We start from the raw sequence: 21119 nt of genomic DNA on the forward strand, positions 1-21119 counted from the left end.
GCGTCGATCAGGCGATGTCGCGGCTCGTGTCCACCGCGACCGTCTCCTCGAGTTTCAGCTTGATCGTTTCGCCGGGGGCGCGTCCGCCGCGGAACTTCGGCACGGCCAGCCGGTTTACGATCTCGCTTCCGCGGACCTCAGTCTCCAGATCGAAGACGACGTCGGCCATGTGTTCGGTCATGTCGCGGTTCTCCGGGACGCTGCGGCCGGTCAATCCGTGCAGGACCGCGAGACCGCCGGTGTTTGCCATGTGGGTCTGGACGCTGTTGAGGAAGTTCCGATACCGCGCCGAGTCGGACGACTCCAGCGGGTCTAGCGTGTCGACGATGAGGTTCGCCTCCTCCGGGAGCGCGCCTACGAGGCGGTTCGCGTGATCCAGCGGCGCGTCGGCGCCGATGTCCCGAATTGTCGGGTTTCCGGTGCGGGCGGTGGACCGGTCCAGCGCGTCCCTGACTGCCGCTTCCGAGCGAACCGTCGTCAGGTACAGTGTCCCACGGGTGGCGGACAGCTCGTGAAGGAACAGCTCCGACTGGCTCGCGGGGTCGGCGTTCAAAAGGACGATACTGCCGGCCGGGACGCCGCCGTCGAGCTGTCTGTCGAGGACGGTGATTCCGGTCGGCAGTCGCTTCGGCATGCACCTGATTTCTCTGGGGAATAAGTTAACTGTTGTTCCGGGTTTTCCACGTCTGATAATCGGGTGGGTTCTCGGCTACCAGACTGTCGATGGCCCGGGCATACGACTCCCGAACGGCCGGTGACGAAAGCGGGCTGTCGTCCGTTTCCGGGATCGTCGCCAGTACGGGGGCGTCCAGCAGCGATTCGAGACGGGAGCCGGCGGTCGCCGTCCGCGTCGCGATCACGCCGGATACCGGCGTTCCCACCGCCCTGGAGGCGGCTGCAGTCTTTACCGCTCCCCTGACGCTCGCGCGACAGAGCGTCGTGACAATCACCGTTCGATCGGCGAAGGACAGCGGCTTCACCGCGTCGGGGGCGATCCCGCAGGGACAGTCCAGCAGCACCGGCGTCGCTGTCGCTTGCAGACGACTCAAGCCCGAAAGCACGTCGGCACGCTCACCCCAGGAGACGGGTGGTGCCGGAAGCACGTCACAATCGAACCCCTCGGCCCGGCTGCGTCCCGGCCACTCCGGCCCCCAGAGGTGGGAGTTTTCCGTTCGACTCGGCCGGTTCACGCCTGCCATGGCGTGGAGGTTCGGCATCTCCCAGTCGAGATCGGCAGCCAGAACGGTGTCCGGATGGGCTCGTGCCAGCCCGAGCGTCGTGGTCGTCTTCCCCGATCCTCCCTTTCCGCCGGCGACGGCGAGCATGGGGGCTGCTGGCTCGGGCTCGTATATAAACGACCGCCGAACGGGTCGGAGGGCCTGCCCGCGATCGGGAGCTCAGTCGTCCGTGCTCGCGACTGCGGAGTCGGCTCTGCGTTCCCGGTCCAGTTCGGTGAGGTACTCGTCGGCGTCGAGGGCGGCCTCTACCCCCATTCCGGCGGCCGTGACCGCCTGCTGGTAGTGGAAGTCGACGACGTCACCGGCGCCGAACAGTCCGGGGACGCCGGTTTTCGTCTGTCCGCCCCCGCGGCCGCCTTCCGTCAGCAGGTATCCCTCCTCGTCGAACTCGGCGCCGGTCCCCTCGAGGTAGCCTGTGTTCGGCGTGTGACCGATCGCGTAGAAGACGGCGCCGACCTCGAACTCGAACTCGTCGACCTCGTCTGCGGTTTCGGGATCCTCGAGTTTCTCCGTCGGATGGCCGTCCGGGTGTTGCACGAGTGTCACACTCGTGATCCCCTCTTCGGGGCTCCCGTGGAGTTCGGTCACTTCGGTGTTCAACAGGAGTTCGATCTCGCCGTCGTCGACCTTTTCCATCGTCCGGTCGATCCAGATCTTCTCCGCGCGGAACTCCTCGCGCCGGTGGGCGACGTACACCGTGTCGGCGAACTTGGTGAGGAAGTTCGCCTCCTCCATCGCGGCGTCGCCGCCGCCGATTACCAGCATGTCCTCGTCCCGGAAGAACGCGCCGTCACAGGTGGCACACGTCGACAGCCCGTACCCCATGAGCTCGTCCTCGCCGGGGATCCCCAGCGTTCTGGCGGAGGCGCCGGAGGCGGCGATGACCGCGTCTGCGGTGTACACCTCGCCGTTCGTGAGCTCGACTCGGAACGGCCGGTCGTCGGCGTCGACTGTCTCGATGATGCCGTTTTTCACGTCCGCGCCGAACTTTCGGGCTTGCTCTTTCATCCGGTTTATCAGGTCCGGTCCGGAGATCCCGTCGGGGAAGCCTGGATAGTTCTCCACGTCAGTTGTAAGCGTCAGCTGTCCGCCCGGTTCGTCACCCTCGATCAACAGCGGGTCGTTGTTCGCACGGGCCGCGTAAATGCCCGCGCTGAGGCCGGCGATTCCGGTCCCTGCGACGATCAGCGTGCGATGTTCGACCACGTCTTCCGACATACATCTCGATTCGTGCGTCCCGCGTATGTACGTTTTGATATTGTTCTGCAGGCACACAACTATACCCGTCCCGTTCTTCGGCGGTCACTTTGGAAATGAAATATTAGGTGGGAAATTCGCAACGACTTCTGAGATTCTGTCGGGTTACATTTTCACGGACGAAACCACAAGCCGGTTGAACGAGGCCCCCAATAGTACTACTCGTAATGGGTATTCGCAGAGCGCACATCGAGATCACGGGTATGTCGTGTGCGACGTGTTCTGCCTCCGTGGAGGACGCGACCCTCGAACTCGAGGGCGTATCGGCAGCCGACGCCAACTTCGCGACCGACGAGGCGACCGTCGAGTACGACCCCGAGGTCGTAAACCTGGAGGAGATCTTCGAGGCGATCGCCGAGGCGGGGTACGAACCGCTCTCGGAGTCGCGAACGGTCGGCATCGCCGGCATGTCGTGTGCGAACTGTTCGCAGGCGAACGAGACGGCGATCGAGGCGCTGCCGGGCGTGCTCTCGGCGGACGTCAACTTCGCGTCAGACGAGGCCAGGGTGCGGTACAACCCGGTCGACGTTTCGTTGTCGGAGGTCTATGCCGCCGTCGAGGACGCCGGCTACGAGCCGATCCGGGAATCGGAGGGGGACGACGGCACCGGGGACGGCGAGTCCGGAACCCGCGAGTCGGCAGCCCGCCGGGAGATGCGAAAGCAGTGGAAGCTCACGGTCGGCGGCGGCGTGTTGACCGCGCCGTTCGTCCTCGTGATGATCGACATGTTCTATCCAGGATTTTTGCCCGAAGCCATTCCGGTGTTCGGTTTCTCCGTCGGCGTCGGCTGGCTCGAGTTCCTGCTGGCGACGGTCCTGATGGCGACGCTCGGACGCGAGTTCCTCCGAGGCGCGTGGCGCGCGTTCTCCAAGAGCCGGCAGGCGAACATGGACACGCTGGTGGCAATGGGGACGAGCGTCGGCTACGTCTACTCGACGGCGGTTCTTGCCGCCCCCGCATTGATCGGCTACCAGGTCGCCGGCGGGCTCTACTTCGAGGCGGTCGCGTTCATCCTCTGGTTCATCACGCTGGGCAACTGGCTCGAGGCGCGCTCGAAGGCGCAGGCCAGCGATGCGTTGCGGAAACTGCTGGAGATGCAGGCCGACGAGGCGACGGTGATTCGGGACGGCGAAGAGCAGATGGTCCCGATCGAGGAGATCGAAGTCGGCGATCGGATCAAGGTTCGACCGGGCGAGAAGATTCCCGTCGACGGGGTCGTGGTGGACGGCGACTCTGCGGTCGACGAGTCGATGTTGACCGGCGAGTCCGTCCCCGTAGAGAAGTCGCCCGGCGACGAGGTCGTCGGGGCGACGGTGAACGAAAACGGCGTGCTGGTCGTCGAGGCGACGAAAGTCGGCCGCGACACCGCCCTCCAGCAGATCGTCGAGCGCGTAAAGGAGGCACAGTCGCGGCAGCCGGAGATCCAGCGGCTCGTCGACACAGTGAGCGCGTACTTCGTGCCCGCCGTCATCGTCAACGCGGTGCTCTGGTCGACCCTGTGGTTTCTGTTTCCCGACCCGTTGTACGCGTTTGTCACGTCGCTTCCGCTGTGGGGCCCGGTGGGCGGAGGTCCGATCGGCGTCGAACTCGGCGGGATCCCCGTCATCGAGTTCTCGATGGTCGTGCTCGCCTCCGCGATCTTGATCGCGTGTCCCTGTGCGCTCGGACTCGCGACGCCGGCGGCGACGATGGTCGGCTCGACGATCTCGGCCACCAACGGCGTTCTGTTTAAAGGAGGCGACGTGCTCGAGAAGGTCCGCGACGTCGACGCCGTGATCTTCGACAAGACCGGCACCTTGACCCACGGCGAGATGCAACTCACCGACGTCGTTTCGGTGCAGGAGGCGCGCGCCGACGGTGGGGCGGCTGCCGATCCGGAGGGAGTCGCCGCTGTCGACTCCGTGGGCGACTCGCTCGGCGCCGAGTCGCTGTTGCTCGCGGTCGCTGCAAGCGCCGAGTCGGGTTCGGAACACCCGCTCGCGCGGGCGATCGTCGACGGCGCCCACGACCGGGGGCTCGACCTCGAGGAGCCCGTCGAGTTCGAGAACGTCCCCGGACACGGCATCCGGGCGACCATCCCCCACGGTGAGGTGCTCGTGGGCAACCGCAAGCTGCTTCGCGAGGAGGGAGTCGACCCCGAACCCGCCGAGGAGACGCTGCTCGAACTCGAACGGGAAGGGAAGACTGCAATGCTCGTCGCGCTGGACGGACAGCTTCTGGGCGTCCTTGCGACAGCCGACACGGTCCGAGAGAGCGCGAAACGGACGGTCGCGGCGCTTTCCGACCGCGGGATCGCGGTCCACATGCTCACCGGCGACAACGAGCGTACCGCCCGGGCGGTGGCAGAGGAGGTCAGCATCCCGCCCGAAAACGTCCGCGCGGAGGTGCTCCCCGATGACAAGGCGGACGTCGTCGACGACATTCAGGCGGACGGCTCCCGCGTCGTGATGGTCGGGGACGGGGTCAACGACGCGCCGGCGCTCACCGCCGCCCACGTCGGAATCGCGATCGGCTCGGGCACCGACGTCGCGATCGAGTCTGCGGACGTCACTCTGATGCGCGACGACCCGGCTGACGTGTTGAAGGCGCTGCGGATCTCCGAGGCGACGATCTCGAAGGTTCGGCAGAACCTCTTTTGGGCGTTCGTCTACAACGCGACGCTGATCCCGATCGCTTCGTTGGGCCTGCTCAATCCGGCGCTTGCGGGGCTGGCGATGGCGGGGTCCTCGGTGTCGGTGATGGCGAACTCGCTGGCGTTCCGCGGCTACGATCCCCACGAGGATTACACGCTCGCGGTGCTCAAGCCGTTCCGCGGGCTGTGGAACTGAATGCCGACGCGACGAACCGTCTTGGGGGCGCTCGGCGTGCCCCTTCTCACGGCGACCGGCGGCTGTCTCGGGAGGATTCCCGGGATCGAGGACGCCACTCTTTCTTATAAAGCCATCAGCGTGCGCTGGCTCGAAGCGGACGGACGTGGATACGGCGCCGACCTCTGTTGGCTGTGGTCCGATGGACAGAGCCGAGTGTACGGCTGGGAGCCCGCAGCGTATCCCGACATCGTTCGGTCGCCGACAGCGGTTCGGGTCTCGGAAGAAACCGAACGCCAGCTCGAGCGTCGGTTCGATGGAGTGGCGTACGTGGTCGGCTTTTCGGACCCGGATGCAGTCGAGAGGTCCCCCCTCGAAAACGACCGGGGGCAGGTCGGTGTACCTCGCCGGACGTTCAACCGTTTGCAGTTCGGCGATCGGGCGACGATCCATCGACGCGGATCCGGCTTCCGGATCCTCACGATCCAGGATGGACGGGGGGAACCTCCGGACGATTGGGAGATAGACGTCCGAGCGACGGATCTCCACGAACAGTTCCCGGACCGCAACGTCCCGGAACGGTGAATCTCCTCGGTAACCAGTGGCCAATTCGTGACCGAACTGGGTCCGAGTTCGATATGTTTACGGGCGGAACCAGACTCCTGCTATCTCGTGTCAGTACTGCTATTTATATTTGGGACGCATCCGTTCTGTATGGCACGCAAAATCACTATGTTCGAACTGCACTTCGACGGCGCCCAGATCGGCCCTGCCAGTCTGGACTTCGCCGAGGAGGCTCCCGCGAGTGAAAATCACGCGTCGGGCGACGAAATGGAAACCGAGACGGAGATGAGGACCATGGAGCGACCGTCCGAGGGCCGTCGCCTTCGGACCCTCGTGGCGATCGCCGGCGTCCTCTCGATCGTCTCGCTGATCGGCGTCGCCGTGGGCCGGTTCCGCAGCGACAGCGAGGACCTCGCAATCGAGATCGCCGACGAAAGCGACGGTGACGTCCTCGAAGAGCGGATCTGAGCACCGAACTTCCTCTTTCGCCGCCGGTTTTTCCCGACCCGTCTCTCGCGGTTTCTGGTCCCGCGATAGCTGTAATTTATTCTTCCTGTAGTTGTAGTATTTCTAACTACTTCTCTACAAAAAATTAAATATGATAGCCAGGAAGACTCCAAAAGAGACGGTAATCCGCGATCACACTCGACGCTATCCGTTTCGGGTTTGTTCCGAATCGAGGTTGATACTCAGAAACCATGGTCAACTTACGCGACGACATCGACGTGTTACACGTAGACGACGACGAACAGTTCGTCGAACTGGCGGCGACGTTCGTCGAGCGCCACGACGACAGGATCGCCGTCGAGACGGCCACGGATCCAGAGCGAGCGGTCGACCGTCTGACCGGGAGGCGGTTCGACTGCGTCGTCAGCGACTACCAGATGCCGCGGCTCGACGGCCTCGAACTGTTCGAAGAGGTTCGGGAGCGAGGGGTCGACGTCCCGTTCGTGTTGTTTACCGGAAAGGGGTCAGAGGAAATCGCCAGCGAGGCGATCTCACTGGGCGTCACGGAGTACCTGCAAAAGGAGACCGGAACGGAACAGTACGAAGTGCTCGCAAATCGCATCCGAAACGTCGTCTCCCAACATCGGGCGGAGACGCGGATGAAGCGTGGCTATCGCGCGCTCGACGCTGCGCCCGTCGGGGTCCTCCTGGCCGACGTTCGCCAGAAACGAACGCCTGTCGTCTACGCGAATACGCGGTTTCGAGAACTCACGGGGTGTGATCCGGGCGATCTCCTCGGAGAAGACTTTCGGTCGATCCTCGAGAACGGATCCGTGAGCCACCCCGTCAGGCGACTCTGTGAGGCGATCCAGGCGGAGGTTCCAGTCTCGGGGGAGCTGATCGGCTACCGGGAGAACGGGGCGGAACTCGAGGCCCGAATCGACGTCGCCCCGATCGGCAACGAAACCGGGGAGTCTACGCACTTCGTCGGGTTTCTGGCGGAGGTCGACGCCCTGTCGAACGGGGCGGGACTGTCCGATCCGGATCGGGTGGCCGAAACGGACTGATATCTGGCTCATACTGATTACTCTCGACCGTAACCGGACGATCGGCGGGCCGGGTGGCCGATCGACCGGTAAATCGCTACAATAATCAGTATCAGGGAACGACGACGTCGTGTTCGAGGGTGCCCACGCCCTCGATTTCTATTTCTACGCTGTCGCCGTCCGCGAGCGCCCCGACCCCCTCCGGCGTTCCCGTGGCGATGACGTCGCCCGGCTCGAGGGTGAGGTAGGCGGTGATCTCCTGGATCAACGTCGGAACGTCGAAGATGAACTGCGCCCGTGAGCCCTCCTGTTTGGTCTCGCCGTTCACCCGCAACCGGACGGTCGCGTCAGCCGGCACCTCGTCGGGGGTCGCAATACAGGGGCCGAGAGGTGCGGCGTTGTCGAACGCCTTCCCGCGGACCCAGTTCTGTTCCTTTCGCTGGTCTTCCCGGTTCGAGAGGTCGTCCATGCAGGTGAAGCCGGCGACGACGTCCATCGCGTCGGCGGCGTCGACGTTCCGGCACTGATTGCCGATCACGACCGCCAGTTCCGCCTCCCAGTCGATGCGCTCCTTGCCGGCGGGGACGGTGACGGTGTCGTGGTGGGCTGCAAGCGCGTTCGGCGGCTTCAAAAACAGAAGCGGCCGGTCGGGAACGTCGCTTCCCATCTCGGCGGCGTGATCTGCGTAATTGCGTCCCACGCAGACGATCTTGGAGGGCTCACACGGTGGCAGAACGTCGACTTCGGGATCGTCGAGGTCGTAGGTGGTGCCGCCGAAGGCGATGGTTTCAGCGCCGGGATCGAACGTCCCCCGACGAATCGAGCCGGCCGGATCGCGAAATCGCGCGTAATGCATGGGTAAAACTCCACGCCGGTATTCAAAAGGATTCGTGAGGCGGCGACTTCCCTTCAGGCAAGCAGCAGCCAGCCGCCCCCGATCAGAAACGAAAGCGAGACAAGGAGAGGAAACGCCGCCGATCGGATCCGCGCCTTCGCGATCTTCGAGGGGCTCTCCTCGCCGATCACGAGATCTCCCTCGAGTGCGACCGTGCCGTCCCTGCGTTCGATCCGTCCGAAAACGACGTACTCGGTGCCGGGATCGATCCGTCGTTCGACGAAGCGCCGGCGGCCGAGACCCGGGATCGACTGGAGCCACTCGGGTGCATCGGGGACGTTGCGGGCTTCGAGGAATCGACGGACTCGGTCCGGCACACCCCCGTCGGCGTCGGCGGTGACGACCTCGCCGGGGAGGTCGAGGGAGAACCGCCGCGGGGAGGGGTCGACTCGGATCGTCCCCCGGTCGCTTTCGAGGTCGAACGCGGTGGTTGCGACCCCGTCGTCGAGATACGCGTCGGTCCAGGGCCAGGCGATCCCGAACGGGTGCCGTTCGGTCACCTCGTACTCGAGCCCCAGGCAGTCGGCGCCCGTAAACGGCGCCTCGATCGTCTCCCCGACTGCGACTGCACGTCCCCGGCAGGCGACGAACTCGCCAGTGGCTCTGAGCTTCCCTGGTTCGCGGATCTCTGCCGCGAACAGTTTCGGCACCACAACCAGCGACCGGCTGCCGTACCATGCCATCGCGAGACCGAGCGCGATCACGACGAGTCCAGTGACAGTCGCGAACATGGTCATCTCCCCCGGCTTTGGGTCGTTCTCGCCATCGCGCCGCGCGTGTGATTTGCGGCGCGTCGTGTGGCGAGCTCTGCGGTGCGACGTGTGGTGTCAGTTCCGGTTCGGTTCCAGCTCATCAACGAGTGTCGGCCTCCTCGGCGTTCTGTCGTCGGCTTGGAGGCCGTGTAGTATATAAATAGGTGGTGTGGCGCCGGGAACGTTCGCCGGGATCGGTTCCCAGCCGTGTGGCGCGGGAGTGTGCCGTGTGGCGCGGGAGTGTGCCGTGTGGCCACGGCTCGCCTCCCGCGGAACGAAACTGATACTGCGACTATATATCCTCGGCTGCCGTACGAACTGTATGTCTACTATGACCTCCACGACCCGATCGCGACCTCTCCCGTCCGGCCGATTCCTCCTCGGAGCGCTAGTCGTTCTCGTGGGCGTACTCCTGCTGTTCCAGACCACCGGGATTTTCGAGACCCGCAGCCTCCTGCAGTACGTTCCGTCGCTGTTCGTCCTGCTGGGGATCTGGCTGTTCGTCCAGAGCGGTTACCGGAGCATCGTCGGACCGGTCGTCATCGTCGGCGTCGCCGGCGCCGTTCAGCTGAGCGTTCTCGGCTACGCTACCGCCGAGGAGCTGGTTGTCTACTGGCCGGTGCTGGTGATCGCGCTGGGCCTGTCGATCGCGCTGGGACAGTATCGATCCAGCGTCCGGCGTTCCGACGCGAGCTACACCTCCGGGGTAACGGTGTTCGGCGGCGTCGAGAAGCGAAACACCTCCGAGGCGTTCGTCGGCGGCGATCTGACGACGATTTTCGGCGAGACGACGCTGGATCTCCGGGACGCCAAGCTCACCGATCGACCTGCCAGGGTCGACCTGACGGTGCTGTTCGGCGAGGCCCAGCTGATCGTCCCGCGGGACTGGGTGGTCCAGATGGAGGTCGTTCCCGTGCTCGGGTCGGCCGCAGACGAGCGTCCCCGCCGGGCGCTCGCGGACGATCCGACCGGGGAAGAGGTTGATCCGACCGGAGGGGGGGCTGATCCGACTGGGGAGAGGACGGGTGCCGATCTCGTCGTCACCGGATTCGTCGCGTTCGGCGAGGCGTCGGTCAGAGACTAGTACCGAAGGGACGCCCCTGTCCGTTTTTTACTTTGTCACGACCGTTCCCTCGAGCAGTTCGACAGTGTTGTCGACGACCGGATCCAGGAGTTCGTGGTTGTGTGACGAAACGAGCACTGTCCCCCCGTAGTCGGTGTAGTTGCCGATCAACTTCAGGATCCGCCCCCGAGACAGTTCGTCGACGTCCGCGAGGGGCTCGTCGAGGATCACCACGTCCGGGTGCGACAGGAACGCGAGTGCGAGATCGAGTTTCTGCTGGAACCCCCCGGAGAGTTCCCCGGCCGGCCGGTGGGCGACCCTGTCGAGTCCGAGATCTCCCGTGAGCGTTTTCAGCCACTCCGCATCGATCGGGGCGTTCAGCCGCGAGAACACGCGGAGGTTCTCCCGTACCGTGAGCGTGCCGTAGAACTGTGGCTTTTGGAACGAGTATCCCATCTCCGCCGGCGGGGGCGCGATGACGGTGCCCGCGGTCGGTCGCCGCAGTCGCAACACGATCTCGAAGAGCGTGGTTTTCCCGGAGCCGTTGGGCCCGACGACGCCGTGAACCCTCCCCCGCTCGAATCGGCAGTCGACGCCATCCAGCGCCAGTATCGGGCCGAACCGCTTCGTTATCCCCCCCAGTTCGATCGCCGGCGTCTCGTCTCCCTCGGCCGGGGTTCGGTAGTTGCCGCCCGGACGAAGCGGTCGCGTCCAGCGTGTCAGGAGTTCGTGTACGGACTCGCGTACCGATTCTCGGTGCGGGTCGGTTCGGTCACTCACGGTCGGTCACTCCCGTCATCCGTGTTCAGGCCCTCCATTCGTAGCTGCGGACACACACCCAGCAGAACCCGAGACACGCGAGGGTGTACAGCCCCAGGAACCGATACCAGTCGAGGTAGACGCCGAATGGATCGCCCCGGAGCACGTGCCCGCGGATGATGACTGCGAGGTAGTGTGGCGGTAGGCTGCGGGCGATCTCCATTCGAACCGGGGAGAAGAACCCGACCGGATACACCAGGCTCCCGAGCCCGGCGATCCCCACCAGGACGCCGAGGTTGACGAACAACGCGACGCGACCGAGGCCTGTGAGGAACAGCACCCCCGTCCCGATTGCGGCAGTCGAAAGAAACAGCAGGCCGACCGCAGCCATCGTCTCGACGGTCGCCACGTCGATTCGGTACTCCAGCCACAGGTTCGCCGTTGCGATCGCGCCCAGCACGACCGCCATCATCGCCGTGTAAAACAGCAGTTTCGCCGCGAGGAACGCTTCGAGCCGCGACTGGTGGCGGATCCGGTCGAGCACCTGTCTGTCGACCCTGACGTCGTAGGGGACGTACAGCAGCGCCACGGACAGCACGAACAGCGTGATCCCGGTCGGAATGAGGTACTCCGAGAGCGTGTTTTCCACCCCTCGCTGTTCGTGGGTCACCTCGACTGGCCCCGACAGTAGCGACGACAGCTCGGCGTCCAGAAACAGCGCCAGCAGCCCGGTCGCGTCGATCAACGGAACCGCCGAGCCGTGAGAGAGCATCCGAAACTCCGCGGTCGTCTCCTGGTCGAGGACGTCCGGCGGAACCAGCACCACGATGTACACTTCCTCGCGATCCAGGCCGCGGATCGCTTTCTCGCGCGTATCGTACGGTTCGGGCGTGCCAAGCAGCGCGACGCCACCCTGGGCGAGCGTCAAATCGTCGTCTGTCGTTGCCTCATCGCCCGGCGCGACGCCGATCGGGACGTCCTCGGGCAGCGTCTGATCGAAGCCGACGGTCCCTCCCACCAGCAGGCCGGGAAGCAGCACGAAGCCGACCAGTAGGACCGCGATGTTGCGCCGTGCGCCGTACGCTTCCGTCCAGAGAAAGACGAGTGTGTCACGGATCACGGGTGTGTGGCTGAACGGGGGGTACCGCGGTCGCTGTATCGGCTGTTCGCTTTCCCACGGTCAGGGCAGTGTCTCCAGCAACGCTTCGATGTCGTCGAGATCACTCTCGTAGGTGACGACCACGACCGTGTCGTCCTCGGAGCTCTGGTCGGCGGAGATCTTCTCGATCTCGGCGTCGAGTTCCGCCATTCCGGTGTCGCCGAAGGCGACCAGCGCCCCGGAGATGACGTCGTTTACGTCCTCGGCGTCGGCGGCGCGGTCAGTGTACAGCCGGAGTTCGGAGCCGGCAGCACCGTCGGTCGTGTAGTACTCGTACGACATCGTCTCGACCGACTGTAGGACCGACGTGTCGAGGCCGAACGCCGCGTCGTCTGCAGGCACCTCCTCGCCGGGGAAGTCCACCACGACGGAGATGAGGCCGTCCTCGGTCGATCGGTCGTAGGCGTCCCGGAGATCGCCGCTCAGCGCGTCGTGGTCTCCGGCGGAGGTGTCGATGGCGTCCTCGACGGATTGTCTGTCACCGACGACGACCTGCCCCTCTCCGAGGGAAGCGATCGCGGCGGCGTCCCCTCTCACCGACCTATCCTCGAACGTGAACATGGTATGACCGTTGTGTTCCGTCTCCTCCAGGTCGCCCTCTTCATCCTCGATGGCGTCGATCACGCTGTCGCCCTCGAACTCCCCGTGGGCGATCAGCGCGAACTGATCTTCGCCGGGCTGTTCGGACGCCTCGAGGTCGTCGACGAACGCGACGACGGTGTCGACGTCGTCGGGGTCGATGTCGAGTTCGTCCTCGAACTCCTCTTCGATCTCGGCGGGATCTTCAACCGAGGGGTCCTCCTCGGCGAACGCCTCGAGGAGACGCTCCGTCTCTGGATCCTCGCTGAGTTCACCGTAGTCTACGTGTACGACGAGTTCGGACCCGTCGGGGATCTGTTCGACCGGCTGGGCGTCTCCACTTGTCAACGCTCCTGTACATCCCGCCGTGAGAAGAACGAGAGCGAAAGCGACTACGAGTCGTTTACGAACCAATTTTGTCCACCGAGTCGGTATATTGTGACACGCTACAAAAAATTCTCGGATAGATGAACCGACGTGCCGGAAGGCAGCCTGTTTTCGACGTCGTCTGCAGCGGGACCGGATCCTCGTTATCAGTCGTTGGCAACCCAATATTATTTACATAATACAATACGTGTAAATTTATGTTTCGGCCACAGTTTGCACGGTTTTGGAGTCGAAACGGATCGAATTGCCTACCGCTGTTATAGAACAACTACCGGTCCATTATCCGATAATTACCAAAGAGTCCTCGGGTTCTGCTCGCGAGTGATGGACGATTCACTCACGCGGAGGAGCGCACTGGTTTCCGGGAGCGTGCTCGTCGCCGGAACGAGCGGGTGTCTGTCCGGAGCGACGTTCTCCGCCGCAGACGACCCGGAAACGGAGGTCGACGAGGAGGGGGAACCTCCTGATCCCGAGGTAACTGTAGCCGTGGACACGGCAGAGGCCACCGATGTGACGGACTCGGCCGCGACGTTCGTCGGCGAGGTGGTCGAACTCGAGGGTGCCGACTCGACGTCCGTTCACTTCGACTGGCGGGGCGAGACCGACGGGGAGTGGAACGAAACGAGTTCGCAGGTCCTCGAATCCCCCGGGAGCTTCAGCATCGGGTCGACCGGATTCGATCGGAATACCCCCTACGAGTTCCGCGCGGTCGCGCAGGCACGCGGTGAGACGGACGTTGGCGAAACGCGGACGTTTACGACGGAGACGGGGATCGACCTCGCGGTCGAAACAGGCCAGGCGTCCGAGGTGACGGATTCGACTGTTACCCTCGTCGGCGAGGTGACGGAACTGGACGGCCTCGAGGAAGCGATCGTCGGCTTCGAGTGGCGGCCCGTGGGATCGGAGGAGTGGACAGCTTCCGGTACTGAGAGTCGGAAGTCCCCGACGACGTTCCAGCACTCGCTGTCCGGGCTCGAAAGCGAGACGGCCTACGAGTTCCGGGCCGTCGCCGAGGCCGACGGGGAATCTATCGCAGCGACGAGCGATCTCAGTTCGTTTACGACGACCGAAGAGCCGGAGGCCGTCGGCATCGAAACCGTCGAGGTGAAGGACGTGACACACTCGAACGCGGTTTTCATCGGCGAAGTAACGCATCTCGACCAGGCCGAGTCGGTCGACGTCCATTTCGAGTGGCGGGAAGCGGGAACCGAAGCGTGGACGACCTCCGACGTCGAGACTGTGGACACACCCGAGACGTTCCGGCATCCGATCCCCGGACTCGAAAGCGAGACGGCCTACGAGTTCCGCGCCGTCGCCGACGTCGACGGCCAGACCACTGTCGGCCAGTTGCTGACGTTCACTTCCGGGGAGTACGTACCGATCAGTTCCGACGATCCAGCCGAGCCGGAGCTCTCGATCGAGACGTTCGCCGCGACCGAGGTGACCGATTCGGCTGCGAGGCTTGCCGCCGAACTGACGGAACTCGACGGGGCTGACAGTGCTACAGTCGGTTTCGAGTGGCGGGAGTCGGGAACGGAGACGTGGTGGACGACGGAGATGGAAACGCGGAAATCGACGGGAACCGTCGACCTTCGGATGTCGGGACTCGATCCCGAGATGGCCTACGAGTTCCGTGCGATCGCGGACGCTGACGACGCGACCGACCGCGGGGACGTTCGCTCGTTCGTGACCACAGGCGGGGAGGCAAAAGAGGACCAGAAGTCCGGTGAAGAGGACCAGGAGTCCAGTGAAGGGGATCAGGAACTCGTCTACTGGCAGGTCGACTTCGGGGCGGGCGAGAAACCGCCCGAGCCGCCCCGCTACTACCCCGACGATGTCGTCGCAGCGCTCGGAAACTCCGCCGACGGCGTTACCGAGAACCCGTCGTTCCGGCGGAAACAGACTGACGGCCAGCTCGGGGACGTACGCGTCGCTGACGGATCTGTCTCCTTTGCCGACAGTGATGACCCGACCGAGGTCTCCGTCGCCTTCGAACTGGACGAGGGCGCACCCGAACGCCACCTCCATCTCGCCGTATTTGTCATGCCAGGCCCGTACGACCCTGCCGAGGTCGACGAGCAGGAGCTGTACGAGTACGCCAGCGCGACCTACGGCGGAGGCGACGCAGGTGAGCTTTCGGTATCGGTTCCGCAGTGACCTGACCGGCCGCGTTGCCGTCGCAAGCGTCCCCAGTATGTTGGGCACAATTCTAGCGGATCTGGTCCGAACACGGGATAACTCATACGAAAAGCGAACGTCTCGGTCGACGACGCGGAGTTCGAGGCGATGGGGATCGGGGAACTGATCGCCCTGGGTCGGGAGGCGGGGATCCGGAAGTTCGAGGAACTCGCGTGCCGGGGCACCGGCGGGATCGTCCAGGTGACGGTCGAATCGCGATACGACGAAACGCGTCTCCAGGACCTCTCCTGTGTCGACGAGTGGGAACACGTCTCGGAGACGGACGGCGGTCATCTGTACGTCATCGAGTTCACGGCGCCGGAGCTCCCGGAGAGCCTCGCCGAGGAGGCTGCGGACCTGATCGGCACCTGCGATCCGGAGCTCTCCGATCGTGAGGCGACGATGTCGCTCGTGGGGTCACAGGAGTCGATCTCCGGAACCATCCGCGAGTACGAAGCTGCGGGAGTGTCGCCGGATCTCCGGAAGCTCGGGACCTACGACGGGCCGAACGATCCCGTAGACGCGCTTACCGACCGCCAGCGAGAGGTCATCGAGACCGCCTACGAGATGGGCTTTTACGAGGTCCCGCGGGAGGCCTCGACCGACGAGGTCGCCGCACAACTGGATCTCGACCCCTCGACAGTCGCCGAGCACCTCCAGCGCGCCGAGCGGAACGTGCTGGGTGAGGTGCTGGAGTGAGCGGTACCGAGATACGATGCGCGTATCGGGGACGCTTCGATCGTGACCCTGCCGCTTCCCGGGCACGTACTTAACCGACCACGTGTCGTATGTATGCCTGTGTCAGCATGAAGGAACTCGATCACGTCTTGGACAGGTATGCGACCAGTCAGGAGCTCATGGACCACATCAGATACACTGCCGAGACCCTGAGCTTGGAATTCGATCGGTGGGGCGAACAGTACATAAGCGGTCCAAGTCTGTATCTGTTGATCGTTGCCGACATCAATTTCGATGCCTACACTGATCCGATGGGGGACAACAGGTGGCCGATCGAGCGCTGTCAGGTCGTCACCGAGTCGTCCGACAGGTTCACTGAGGTCGCTCGAGACGTGGCGTTCAGCCGCGACGGGGCTGTCGTCGTGACCGGGGACGGGACGGTTCAAGAGCAGATGGTTCGGGTCCGCAGCCCCAGTCGGGAGTCCATCAGGGAAGCAGGCAACTTAGAATACGGCGATTGGATGGGTGCCAAACACATGAGCGCGCTCGAAACGTCGATCCGTGACGAAGTCCTGTGGGTGATCACGCTCAGTGAAGAAGACGGGCGAGTCACGACGTTCCTCGACGGCACCTATCAGGACTATCCCCGCGAGGAGATCGGTGGCCGCTGGCGGCCTGAAAAATAGTCAGTCGACGACGCGCCACAGGTACCGGCTCGCGTAGCTCCGATACGGGGCCCACTCTGCGGCCTTTTCGATCATTGCGTCCCGCTGTGTGAGCCCGTAGGCGGTTTCCATTCCCCGGCGGATCCCCAGGTCTTCGACGGGAAAAACGTCCTCCCGTCCCAGACAGAATATCAATGCCATCTTCGCCGTCCAGGTCCCGACGCCCTTGATTTCGGTGAGTTCGGCGATTACTTCCTCGTCGGTCATCCCCTCGAAGTAGGCCACCGAATAGCCCCGCGTCTGGTGAGCGTCGGCGACGTTTTTGAGGTACTCGACCTTCGACTCGGAGAGCCCCAGCTCGTGGAGTTCCGTCGGATCCGCAGCGAGCATCCCCTCGGGTGTCACCTCGACGTGATCGAACACCCGGGTGCGAATCGCCCGGGCGGAGGCAGTCGAAAGCTGCTGATTGATGATCGAGGCGGCCATGCGGCGGAACATGTCGTCGGCCGGTTCGATCGTCAGTTTCCCGTGCGTTTCGATCAGGTCGGCCATGACCGGATCCTCGGACAGCGATTCCATCACGACCCGGTAGGGAGCCGACCACAGTAACTTTTGATACGGAACGATCGGTAGGTTCGGATCTGCGTAGTGGGCGACCAGTCGGACGAGACGCACGTACGTACTGTTCTGGGAATCGTTCGCGTCTTCTGTCGGGTCGTACCTGTCGTCGTACTCCCGGGCGCAGTCGTCGTACCGGCCGGCGAACTCATCGACTGTCTTGGTCGGAACGCGGTCACGATCGTCGTTTGTCACGATCTCATTTCCACTCCAGGCCCCGCGGCGACGTCGGCGGTGCCAGCGGGCTCGACGGGAGGTCCTCGCGCGGTTCCGGGTCGTTGTACCCGCTGGGCGCGACGTCGTTCGGCGCGTTCGGGTACCACAGCGAGGCGATCGCGTGGAGGTGCTCGCGGCCGACGTCGAGTTCGAACTGGCCACCGCCGAACAGGTCGATGTCGTGGTCGTCGCAGTACTCCAGCGTCTCGAACAGCGTCTGTACCGTCCCGAACCGAGAGGGTTTGATATTGAGCCACGCTGGCGTCCAGGGTAGTTCCTCGATCGATTCGACGCTCCTGATCGGGTAGTCCCAGGTCACCCGTTCGGCGTGCCCGTCGAACAGGGGGCGTGTCTCCTCGGTCAGTGCCGGATCTTCGACGAGCGCGTCCGGAAACCCCTCCAGAACCCGCTGGTAGAGGGCCGGATCCGCGGGCTGATCGACGGTCGTGCCCTGGTACTGGCCTTTGAGATCGAGCACGCGCACGGCGCCGGTTTCGGCCAGCCTGTCGACGACTGCCGACGTCCAGTCGGAGGTCGGATCGACCTTGAACTCGAGGTCCGGGTTCCGGTCGAGCCAGGAACGGATTCGATCGCCCGTCGGCGGCTCTTCCAGGCGCGTGCTCACGACGAACCGCACCGGGTCGTACGTCCGGTCCAGGCGCTCTGCGAGGTTCGTTCCCGCCTGTTTCAACGCGAGATCGAGCGCGGCGCTCTCGAGGGCCCAGCGTCGGTAGTTCCGGTAGATCGACTGTCCCGGCTCGTCGCCGTGAAACAGGTCGAGACCGGTCAAGAACTCCGAGAACTCATCGAGGGTGTACGTCCCAGTTACGGGAATCTCCTCCCCGAAAGCCAACAGTGCGTCGTGGGCCTCGGTGTCGTAGGTGACGTCCTCGCCCCGCCCGATTTCGCCGTCGCCTCGCAGGGAGATGACCGTCGTCGTTCGGGTGAAGCCGCTCGATGTCTCCCGCTCGCGACGGGCCATCTCGAACTCGTCGATGGACAGGTCGAGATCCGCCACGCGATCGTAGAGCATTCTTTCCCTCTGTACGGGCAGCGGTCCCTTAAATCTCTTCGCGCTCCGCCTTCCGTTTCGGCTGCGGTCCACGAAGGTACCGCCCTCTGAGTAGGACACCTGACTCACTGACTCGCGAATCGAACCGTGTCTCCGGACTCGAGTGAACGAATCCGATCCGTATTCGCTCTGCACCAGTCTCGACCTGCAAGTACTCTTTCCGAACCAGTCCCGATTAACTAGTCCTGCTGCAAGCGCACCGTCACGCTGGCGGTCCCGGCGGCGACGATAGACAGTTCGTACCGCCCGGTTTCAGGCGCATCCACGGTGATTTCGGCTTCGTCCTCGACGGAGCGGTTCGAGAGGGCGGTCCCCCGATCGTCGACCGTCGTGAGCTCGACGGCGGTGAAATCGCCATCCCGGTTGTCGATCGCGACGACGATGTCGTCGTCTTCCTCCGCCTCGAAGCGGAACGTCTGGCTCCCGTCGACGCTCGTACACACGACAAGGTCGTCGTCTCCGAGGCAGCCGGCAATCGACAGCGGAACCACCGTCAACACACCGACGAGGACTGATCGTCGGTTTACGCTCATATGTTCTGGTGTCATTCTTTCGGTAAATACGTCGGGGCACTGCTCGGGGTACTGTTCAGATACGGCTGGAACTAGTTAGTAAGTTGTTGTGTCACCAGTGGCGAAGCCGACTCGGGCCTTCAGCGCCTGCCTCAGCGCATTTCTGCACCTAGTCACTCACTGCGGCGGACGGAACTCTCTCGCACGCGCCAGTCCTCTGCAGTCACACGCCGTGTCACACGTCATACGCGTGCTTTTCGAGCGTCTCGAGGTCTACGGAATCCAGTACCGCCTCGTTCGTCGCGTCGAGAACGACGAACGGGACGGTCGTCTCCGGAAGGTGGCGGGTCCGTGTGGCTTCGAGGGCCTCGAGCCATCGTCCGAGACAGAGACACCAGCGATCGCCGGGTTCGAGCCCCGGAAACTGCAACTCCGGACGCGGCGTCACGAGATCGTTGCCACGCTGTTTGCTGAACGAGAGGAACTCATCCGTCATCACAGCACAGAGTTCGTGTCTCCCGCGATCGTCAGGATGCGTTCCACAGCACCCGTCGCGCTCGAAACCAGTCGTCGGATCAGTACCACAGACGGCGAGTTCCCCGCCGAGAACGTTCCGTTCGGGCATGGGGGCTGGTTCGGTTCCATAAATAAAACTCCTCTCCCGGGGATGGTTGCCCCCGGCGATCAACTCCTTTCCCGCCGTGATGCCTCGCGGGATTAGCCCTTGACTCGTTGGACGGTGCTCAAGGCGTTGATCCGTCCGGCACCGACTTCGGGGTCGCTCCGCCCAGCACTCCCCTCGGCACCCTGTTGAATCGCGGAAGCAACGCGCCGTGGATTCATGGTCGGGTCGAGTTCCCGGACGAGAGCGACGAGCCCGGCGACGTGTGGCGCCGCGAATGACGTTCCACCCTGCCACTCGTATCCGTACTCCCCGGTGAAGGGGTTGTACGTGGTCGAGAGGATCGCGTTGAGCGGGAACGGGTAATCGGATGTGGTACAGTGGAAGCACTCGGCACCCGGATAGTCCGGCGGAACGGGAATCGGAAACACCGCATCGGGATACGCGAAACAGACCTGGGTCTGTTCGCCCGGCTCGGCAATCCTGTCCTCGAAAAAATATTCCAGAATACCACAGTAGCTCTTTACGGCATCGGCCATTCCGCCTCCGGGTGCGGCAACGTCGATCACGTTGGTGCCGTAATCCGAATAGAACGTCAACAGATCGTCGGCACCGGTCGCGCTCGCGGCTATCGTCCCGGCCAGGCTGGAGTAGAACCGGAACCACCCACCGTGCTGGAGGTTCGCGTTACCGTTCCCCGCAGAAGCGGTGATGACTGTCCCGTCCCTGACGACCTGGTTTGCGACTCGCTCCCTGGCGGCTCTGAGTCCGGCCGCATTCGCCTCGGGTGGTAACGGGACGGTCCCCAGACTGAGATTCACCGCGTCAGCGCCGATTTCGGCGGCGTACTCCAGCGCGAGCAGGACGTCGACGCCTGTGGCGAACCCCTCTTCGGAAAAGACGCGAATAGAGACGAGCTCCGCGTCCGGGGCGGTTCCGAGTATCCCTTCGCCTTGCGCAGCTGCGATGCCGGCAACCATCGTTCCATGCGAGAACGGGCCCACGTCGATCGGTTCGCCGGCTTCGATTCGCTCTCCTTCGATGATCGCGATGCTATCCGTTTCGTTCAGATTGCCGAGGTCGGGATGATCCGGTTGAATGCCTGTGTCGACGATGGCGATCGTCGTGCCCGCACCGGTTGCTATCTCGTGGGCTTCACGGACGTTGATCCGTCGCTTTTCCCACTGGAAATCCCAGTACTCCGGTGTTTCCGCTCCTTCGGGATGGAGTCCCGCGGATTTATCCATCGCGGAATCGTCGACGAGGACCTCGTCGAGTTTGAACTCGATGTCCCGCGTGACGTGTTGGACACCGGGAATCCGTTCGAGCTCGGCTTGATCTTCCTCCGATCCGACGACAATCAGCACCGTGTCGTCAGCGAGCCCGTGACTGACGTCGAATCCCGCGCGCTCGATCCGTGGTTTCGCGTTCTGGTTTGCAGTGATGACGTACCGTGGGTCGCCGCTACTTGCAGTAGCGACTCCTGCGAACGTCGTCGATACTCCCAGCGCACCGACGAAGATCGCTCCTGCGGTTGCTTGGAGGATATTGCGCCGTCTAACGGTCTGTCTACGCTGTTGTTTCATATTGTTCCCTCCACACTGC

The 21119-nt window shown here is 63.8% G+C and carries 21 protein-coding genes; 8 read left to right on the forward strand and 13 right to left on the reverse strand.

The features are described from left to right. Positions 1 to 7: 7 nt before the first annotated feature. The 3 genes from AArcCO_RS09870 to AArcCO_RS09880 all read right to left on the reverse strand — a co-directional run bounded on the left by AArcCO_RS09870 (position 8) and on the right by AArcCO_RS09880 (position 2456). Positions 8 to 634, reverse strand: a complete 627-nt coding sequence (locus tag AArcCO_RS09870) for an RAD55 family ATPase (RefSeq protein WP_259533263.1) — start codon at positions 632 to 634, stop codon at positions 8 to 10. Positions 635 to 659: 25 nt separating this feature from the next. Next, entirely contained in the window at positions 660 to 1325 is a 666-nt protein-coding gene (locus AArcCO_RS09875) for a MinD/ParA family ATP-binding protein (RefSeq protein ID WP_259533264.1), read from the reverse strand. A gap of 72 nt (positions 1326 to 1397) precedes the next feature. After that, positions 1398 to 2456 (reverse strand): NAD(P)/FAD-dependent oxidoreductase, encoded by a 1059-nt coding sequence (locus AArcCO_RS09880; protein ID WP_259533265.1) that lies wholly within the window; start codon positions 2454 to 2456, stop codon positions 1398 to 1400. 206 nt (positions 2457 to 2662) lie between these two features. On the opposite strand from AArcCO_RS09880, the gene AArcCO_RS09885 reads away from it, so the two are divergent. The 4 genes from AArcCO_RS09885 to AArcCO_RS09900 all read left to right on the forward strand — a co-directional run bounded on the left by AArcCO_RS09885 (position 2663) and on the right by AArcCO_RS09900 (position 7380). Then, positions 2663 to 5323, forward strand: a complete 2661-nt coding sequence (locus AArcCO_RS09885; RefSeq protein ID WP_259533266.1) for a heavy metal translocating P-type ATPase — start codon at positions 2663 to 2665, stop codon at positions 5321 to 5323. Continuing rightward, positions 5324 to 5887 carry a hypothetical protein gene (locus AArcCO_RS09890; RefSeq protein WP_259533267.1) on the forward strand — a complete coding sequence of 188 codons (564 nt, stop codon included), beginning with the start codon at positions 5324 to 5326 and terminating at the stop codon, positions 5885 to 5887. Positions 5888 to 6016: 129 nt separating this feature from the next. Then, on the forward strand, positions 6017 to 6334 hold the full coding sequence (locus AArcCO_RS09895) for a hypothetical protein (protein ID WP_259533268.1): 318 nt from the start codon (positions 6017 to 6019) through the stop codon (positions 6332 to 6334). 230 nt (positions 6335 to 6564) lie between these two features. Next, complete coding sequence (locus AArcCO_RS09900; RefSeq protein WP_259533269.1) at positions 6565 to 7380, forward strand: response regulator; 816 nt, start codon at positions 6565 to 6567, stop codon at positions 7378 to 7380. A gap of 91 nt (positions 7381 to 7471) precedes the next feature. Here AArcCO_RS09900 and AArcCO_RS09905 read toward each other — a convergent pair whose 3' ends face one another. Continuing rightward, the gene (locus tag AArcCO_RS09905) at positions 7472 to 8215 is read right to left on the reverse strand and encodes a fumarylacetoacetate hydrolase family protein (RefSeq protein WP_259533270.1); all 744 of its coding nucleotides are present in this window, start codon (positions 8213 to 8215) and stop codon (positions 7472 to 7474) included. 53 nt (positions 8216 to 8268) lie between these two features. Further along, complete coding sequence (locus tag AArcCO_RS09910; protein ID WP_259533271.1) at positions 8269 to 8985, reverse strand: hypothetical protein; 717 nt, start codon at positions 8983 to 8985, stop codon at positions 8269 to 8271. A 343-nt stretch (positions 8986 to 9328) separates the two neighbouring features. Here AArcCO_RS09910 and AArcCO_RS09915 point away from each other — a divergent pair, with 343 nt between their 5' ends. Beyond that, positions 9329 to 10090: a LiaF transmembrane domain-containing protein gene (locus AArcCO_RS09915; protein ID WP_259533272.1), complete on the forward strand. Its 762-nt coding sequence runs from the start codon at positions 9329 to 9331 to the stop codon at positions 10088 to 10090. Between the two features lie 27 nt (positions 10091 to 10117). On the opposite strand, the gene AArcCO_RS09920 is transcribed toward AArcCO_RS09915, so the two are convergent. The 3 genes from AArcCO_RS09920 to AArcCO_RS09930 are packed head-to-tail and all read right to left on the reverse strand — an operon-like array spanning position 10118 to position 12914. Then, entirely contained in the window at positions 10118 to 10849 is a 732-nt protein-coding gene (locus AArcCO_RS09920) for an ABC transporter ATP-binding protein (RefSeq protein WP_259533273.1), read from the reverse strand. 25 nt (positions 10850 to 10874) lie between these two features. Beyond that, entirely contained in the window at positions 10875 to 11948 is a 1074-nt protein-coding gene (locus AArcCO_RS09925; RefSeq protein ID WP_259533274.1) for an ABC transporter permease, read from the reverse strand. A 60-nt stretch (positions 11949 to 12008) separates the two neighbouring features. Further along, a complete protein-coding gene (locus AArcCO_RS09930) occupies positions 12009 to 12914 on the reverse strand; it encodes a hypothetical protein (protein WP_259533275.1) in 906 nt (301 codons plus the stop codon). 363 nt (positions 12915 to 13277) lie between these two features. Here AArcCO_RS09930 and AArcCO_RS09935 point away from each other — a divergent pair, with 363 nt between their 5' ends. The 3 genes from AArcCO_RS09935 (at position 13278) to AArcCO_RS09945 (ending at position 16495) form a co-directional block, all read left to right on the forward strand. Beyond that, the gene (locus AArcCO_RS09935; RefSeq protein ID WP_259533276.1) at positions 13278 to 15110 is read left to right on the forward strand and encodes a fibronectin type III domain-containing protein; all 1833 of its coding nucleotides are present in this window, start codon (positions 13278 to 13280) and stop codon (positions 15108 to 15110) included. A 129-nt stretch (positions 15111 to 15239) separates the two neighbouring features. Continuing rightward, a complete protein-coding gene (locus tag AArcCO_RS09940) occupies positions 15240 to 15830 on the forward strand; it encodes a helix-turn-helix domain-containing protein (protein WP_259533277.1) in 591 nt (196 codons plus the stop codon). A 107-nt stretch (positions 15831 to 15937) separates the two neighbouring features. Continuing rightward, on the forward strand, positions 15938 to 16495 hold the full coding sequence (locus tag AArcCO_RS09945) for a diadenylate cyclase (protein WP_259536424.1): 558 nt from the start codon (positions 15938 to 15940) through the stop codon (positions 16493 to 16495). Here the strand turns inward: AArcCO_RS09945 and AArcCO_RS09950 are convergent, their stop codons facing one another. From AArcCO_RS09950 to AArcCO_RS09970, 5 genes are all read right to left on the reverse strand, one after another. Further along, positions 16496 to 17053: a DNA-3-methyladenine glycosylase family protein gene (locus AArcCO_RS09950; protein ID WP_321170503.1), complete on the reverse strand. Its 558-nt coding sequence runs from the start codon at positions 17051 to 17053 to the stop codon at positions 16496 to 16498. 238 nt (positions 17054 to 17291) lie between these two features. Continuing rightward, positions 17292 to 18341, reverse strand: coding sequence for an enolase-like domain-containing protein (locus AArcCO_RS09955; RefSeq protein ID WP_259533279.1), 1050 nt, complete (start codon positions 18339 to 18341; stop codon positions 17292 to 17294). A gap of 218 nt (positions 18342 to 18559) precedes the next feature. Further along, positions 18560 to 18913: a pre-peptidase C-terminal domain-containing protein gene (locus AArcCO_RS09960; RefSeq protein WP_259533280.1), complete on the reverse strand. Its 354-nt coding sequence runs from the start codon at positions 18911 to 18913 to the stop codon at positions 18560 to 18562. Positions 18914 to 19127: 214 nt separating this feature from the next. Continuing rightward, complete coding sequence (locus AArcCO_RS09965; RefSeq protein ID WP_259533281.1) at positions 19128 to 19517, reverse strand: DUF2237 family protein; 390 nt, start codon at positions 19515 to 19517, stop codon at positions 19128 to 19130. A gap of 92 nt (positions 19518 to 19609) precedes the next feature. Next, positions 19610 to 21100: a S8 family peptidase gene (locus AArcCO_RS09970; protein WP_259533282.1), complete on the reverse strand. Its 1491-nt coding sequence runs from the start codon at positions 21098 to 21100 to the stop codon at positions 19610 to 19612. Between the last annotated feature and the right edge of the window lie 19 nt (positions 21101 to 21119).

This window comes from Halalkaliarchaeum sp. AArc-CO (assembly GCF_024972735.1).
GTDB lineage: Archaea > Halobacteriota > Halobacteria > Halobacteriales > Haloferacaceae > Halalkaliarchaeum.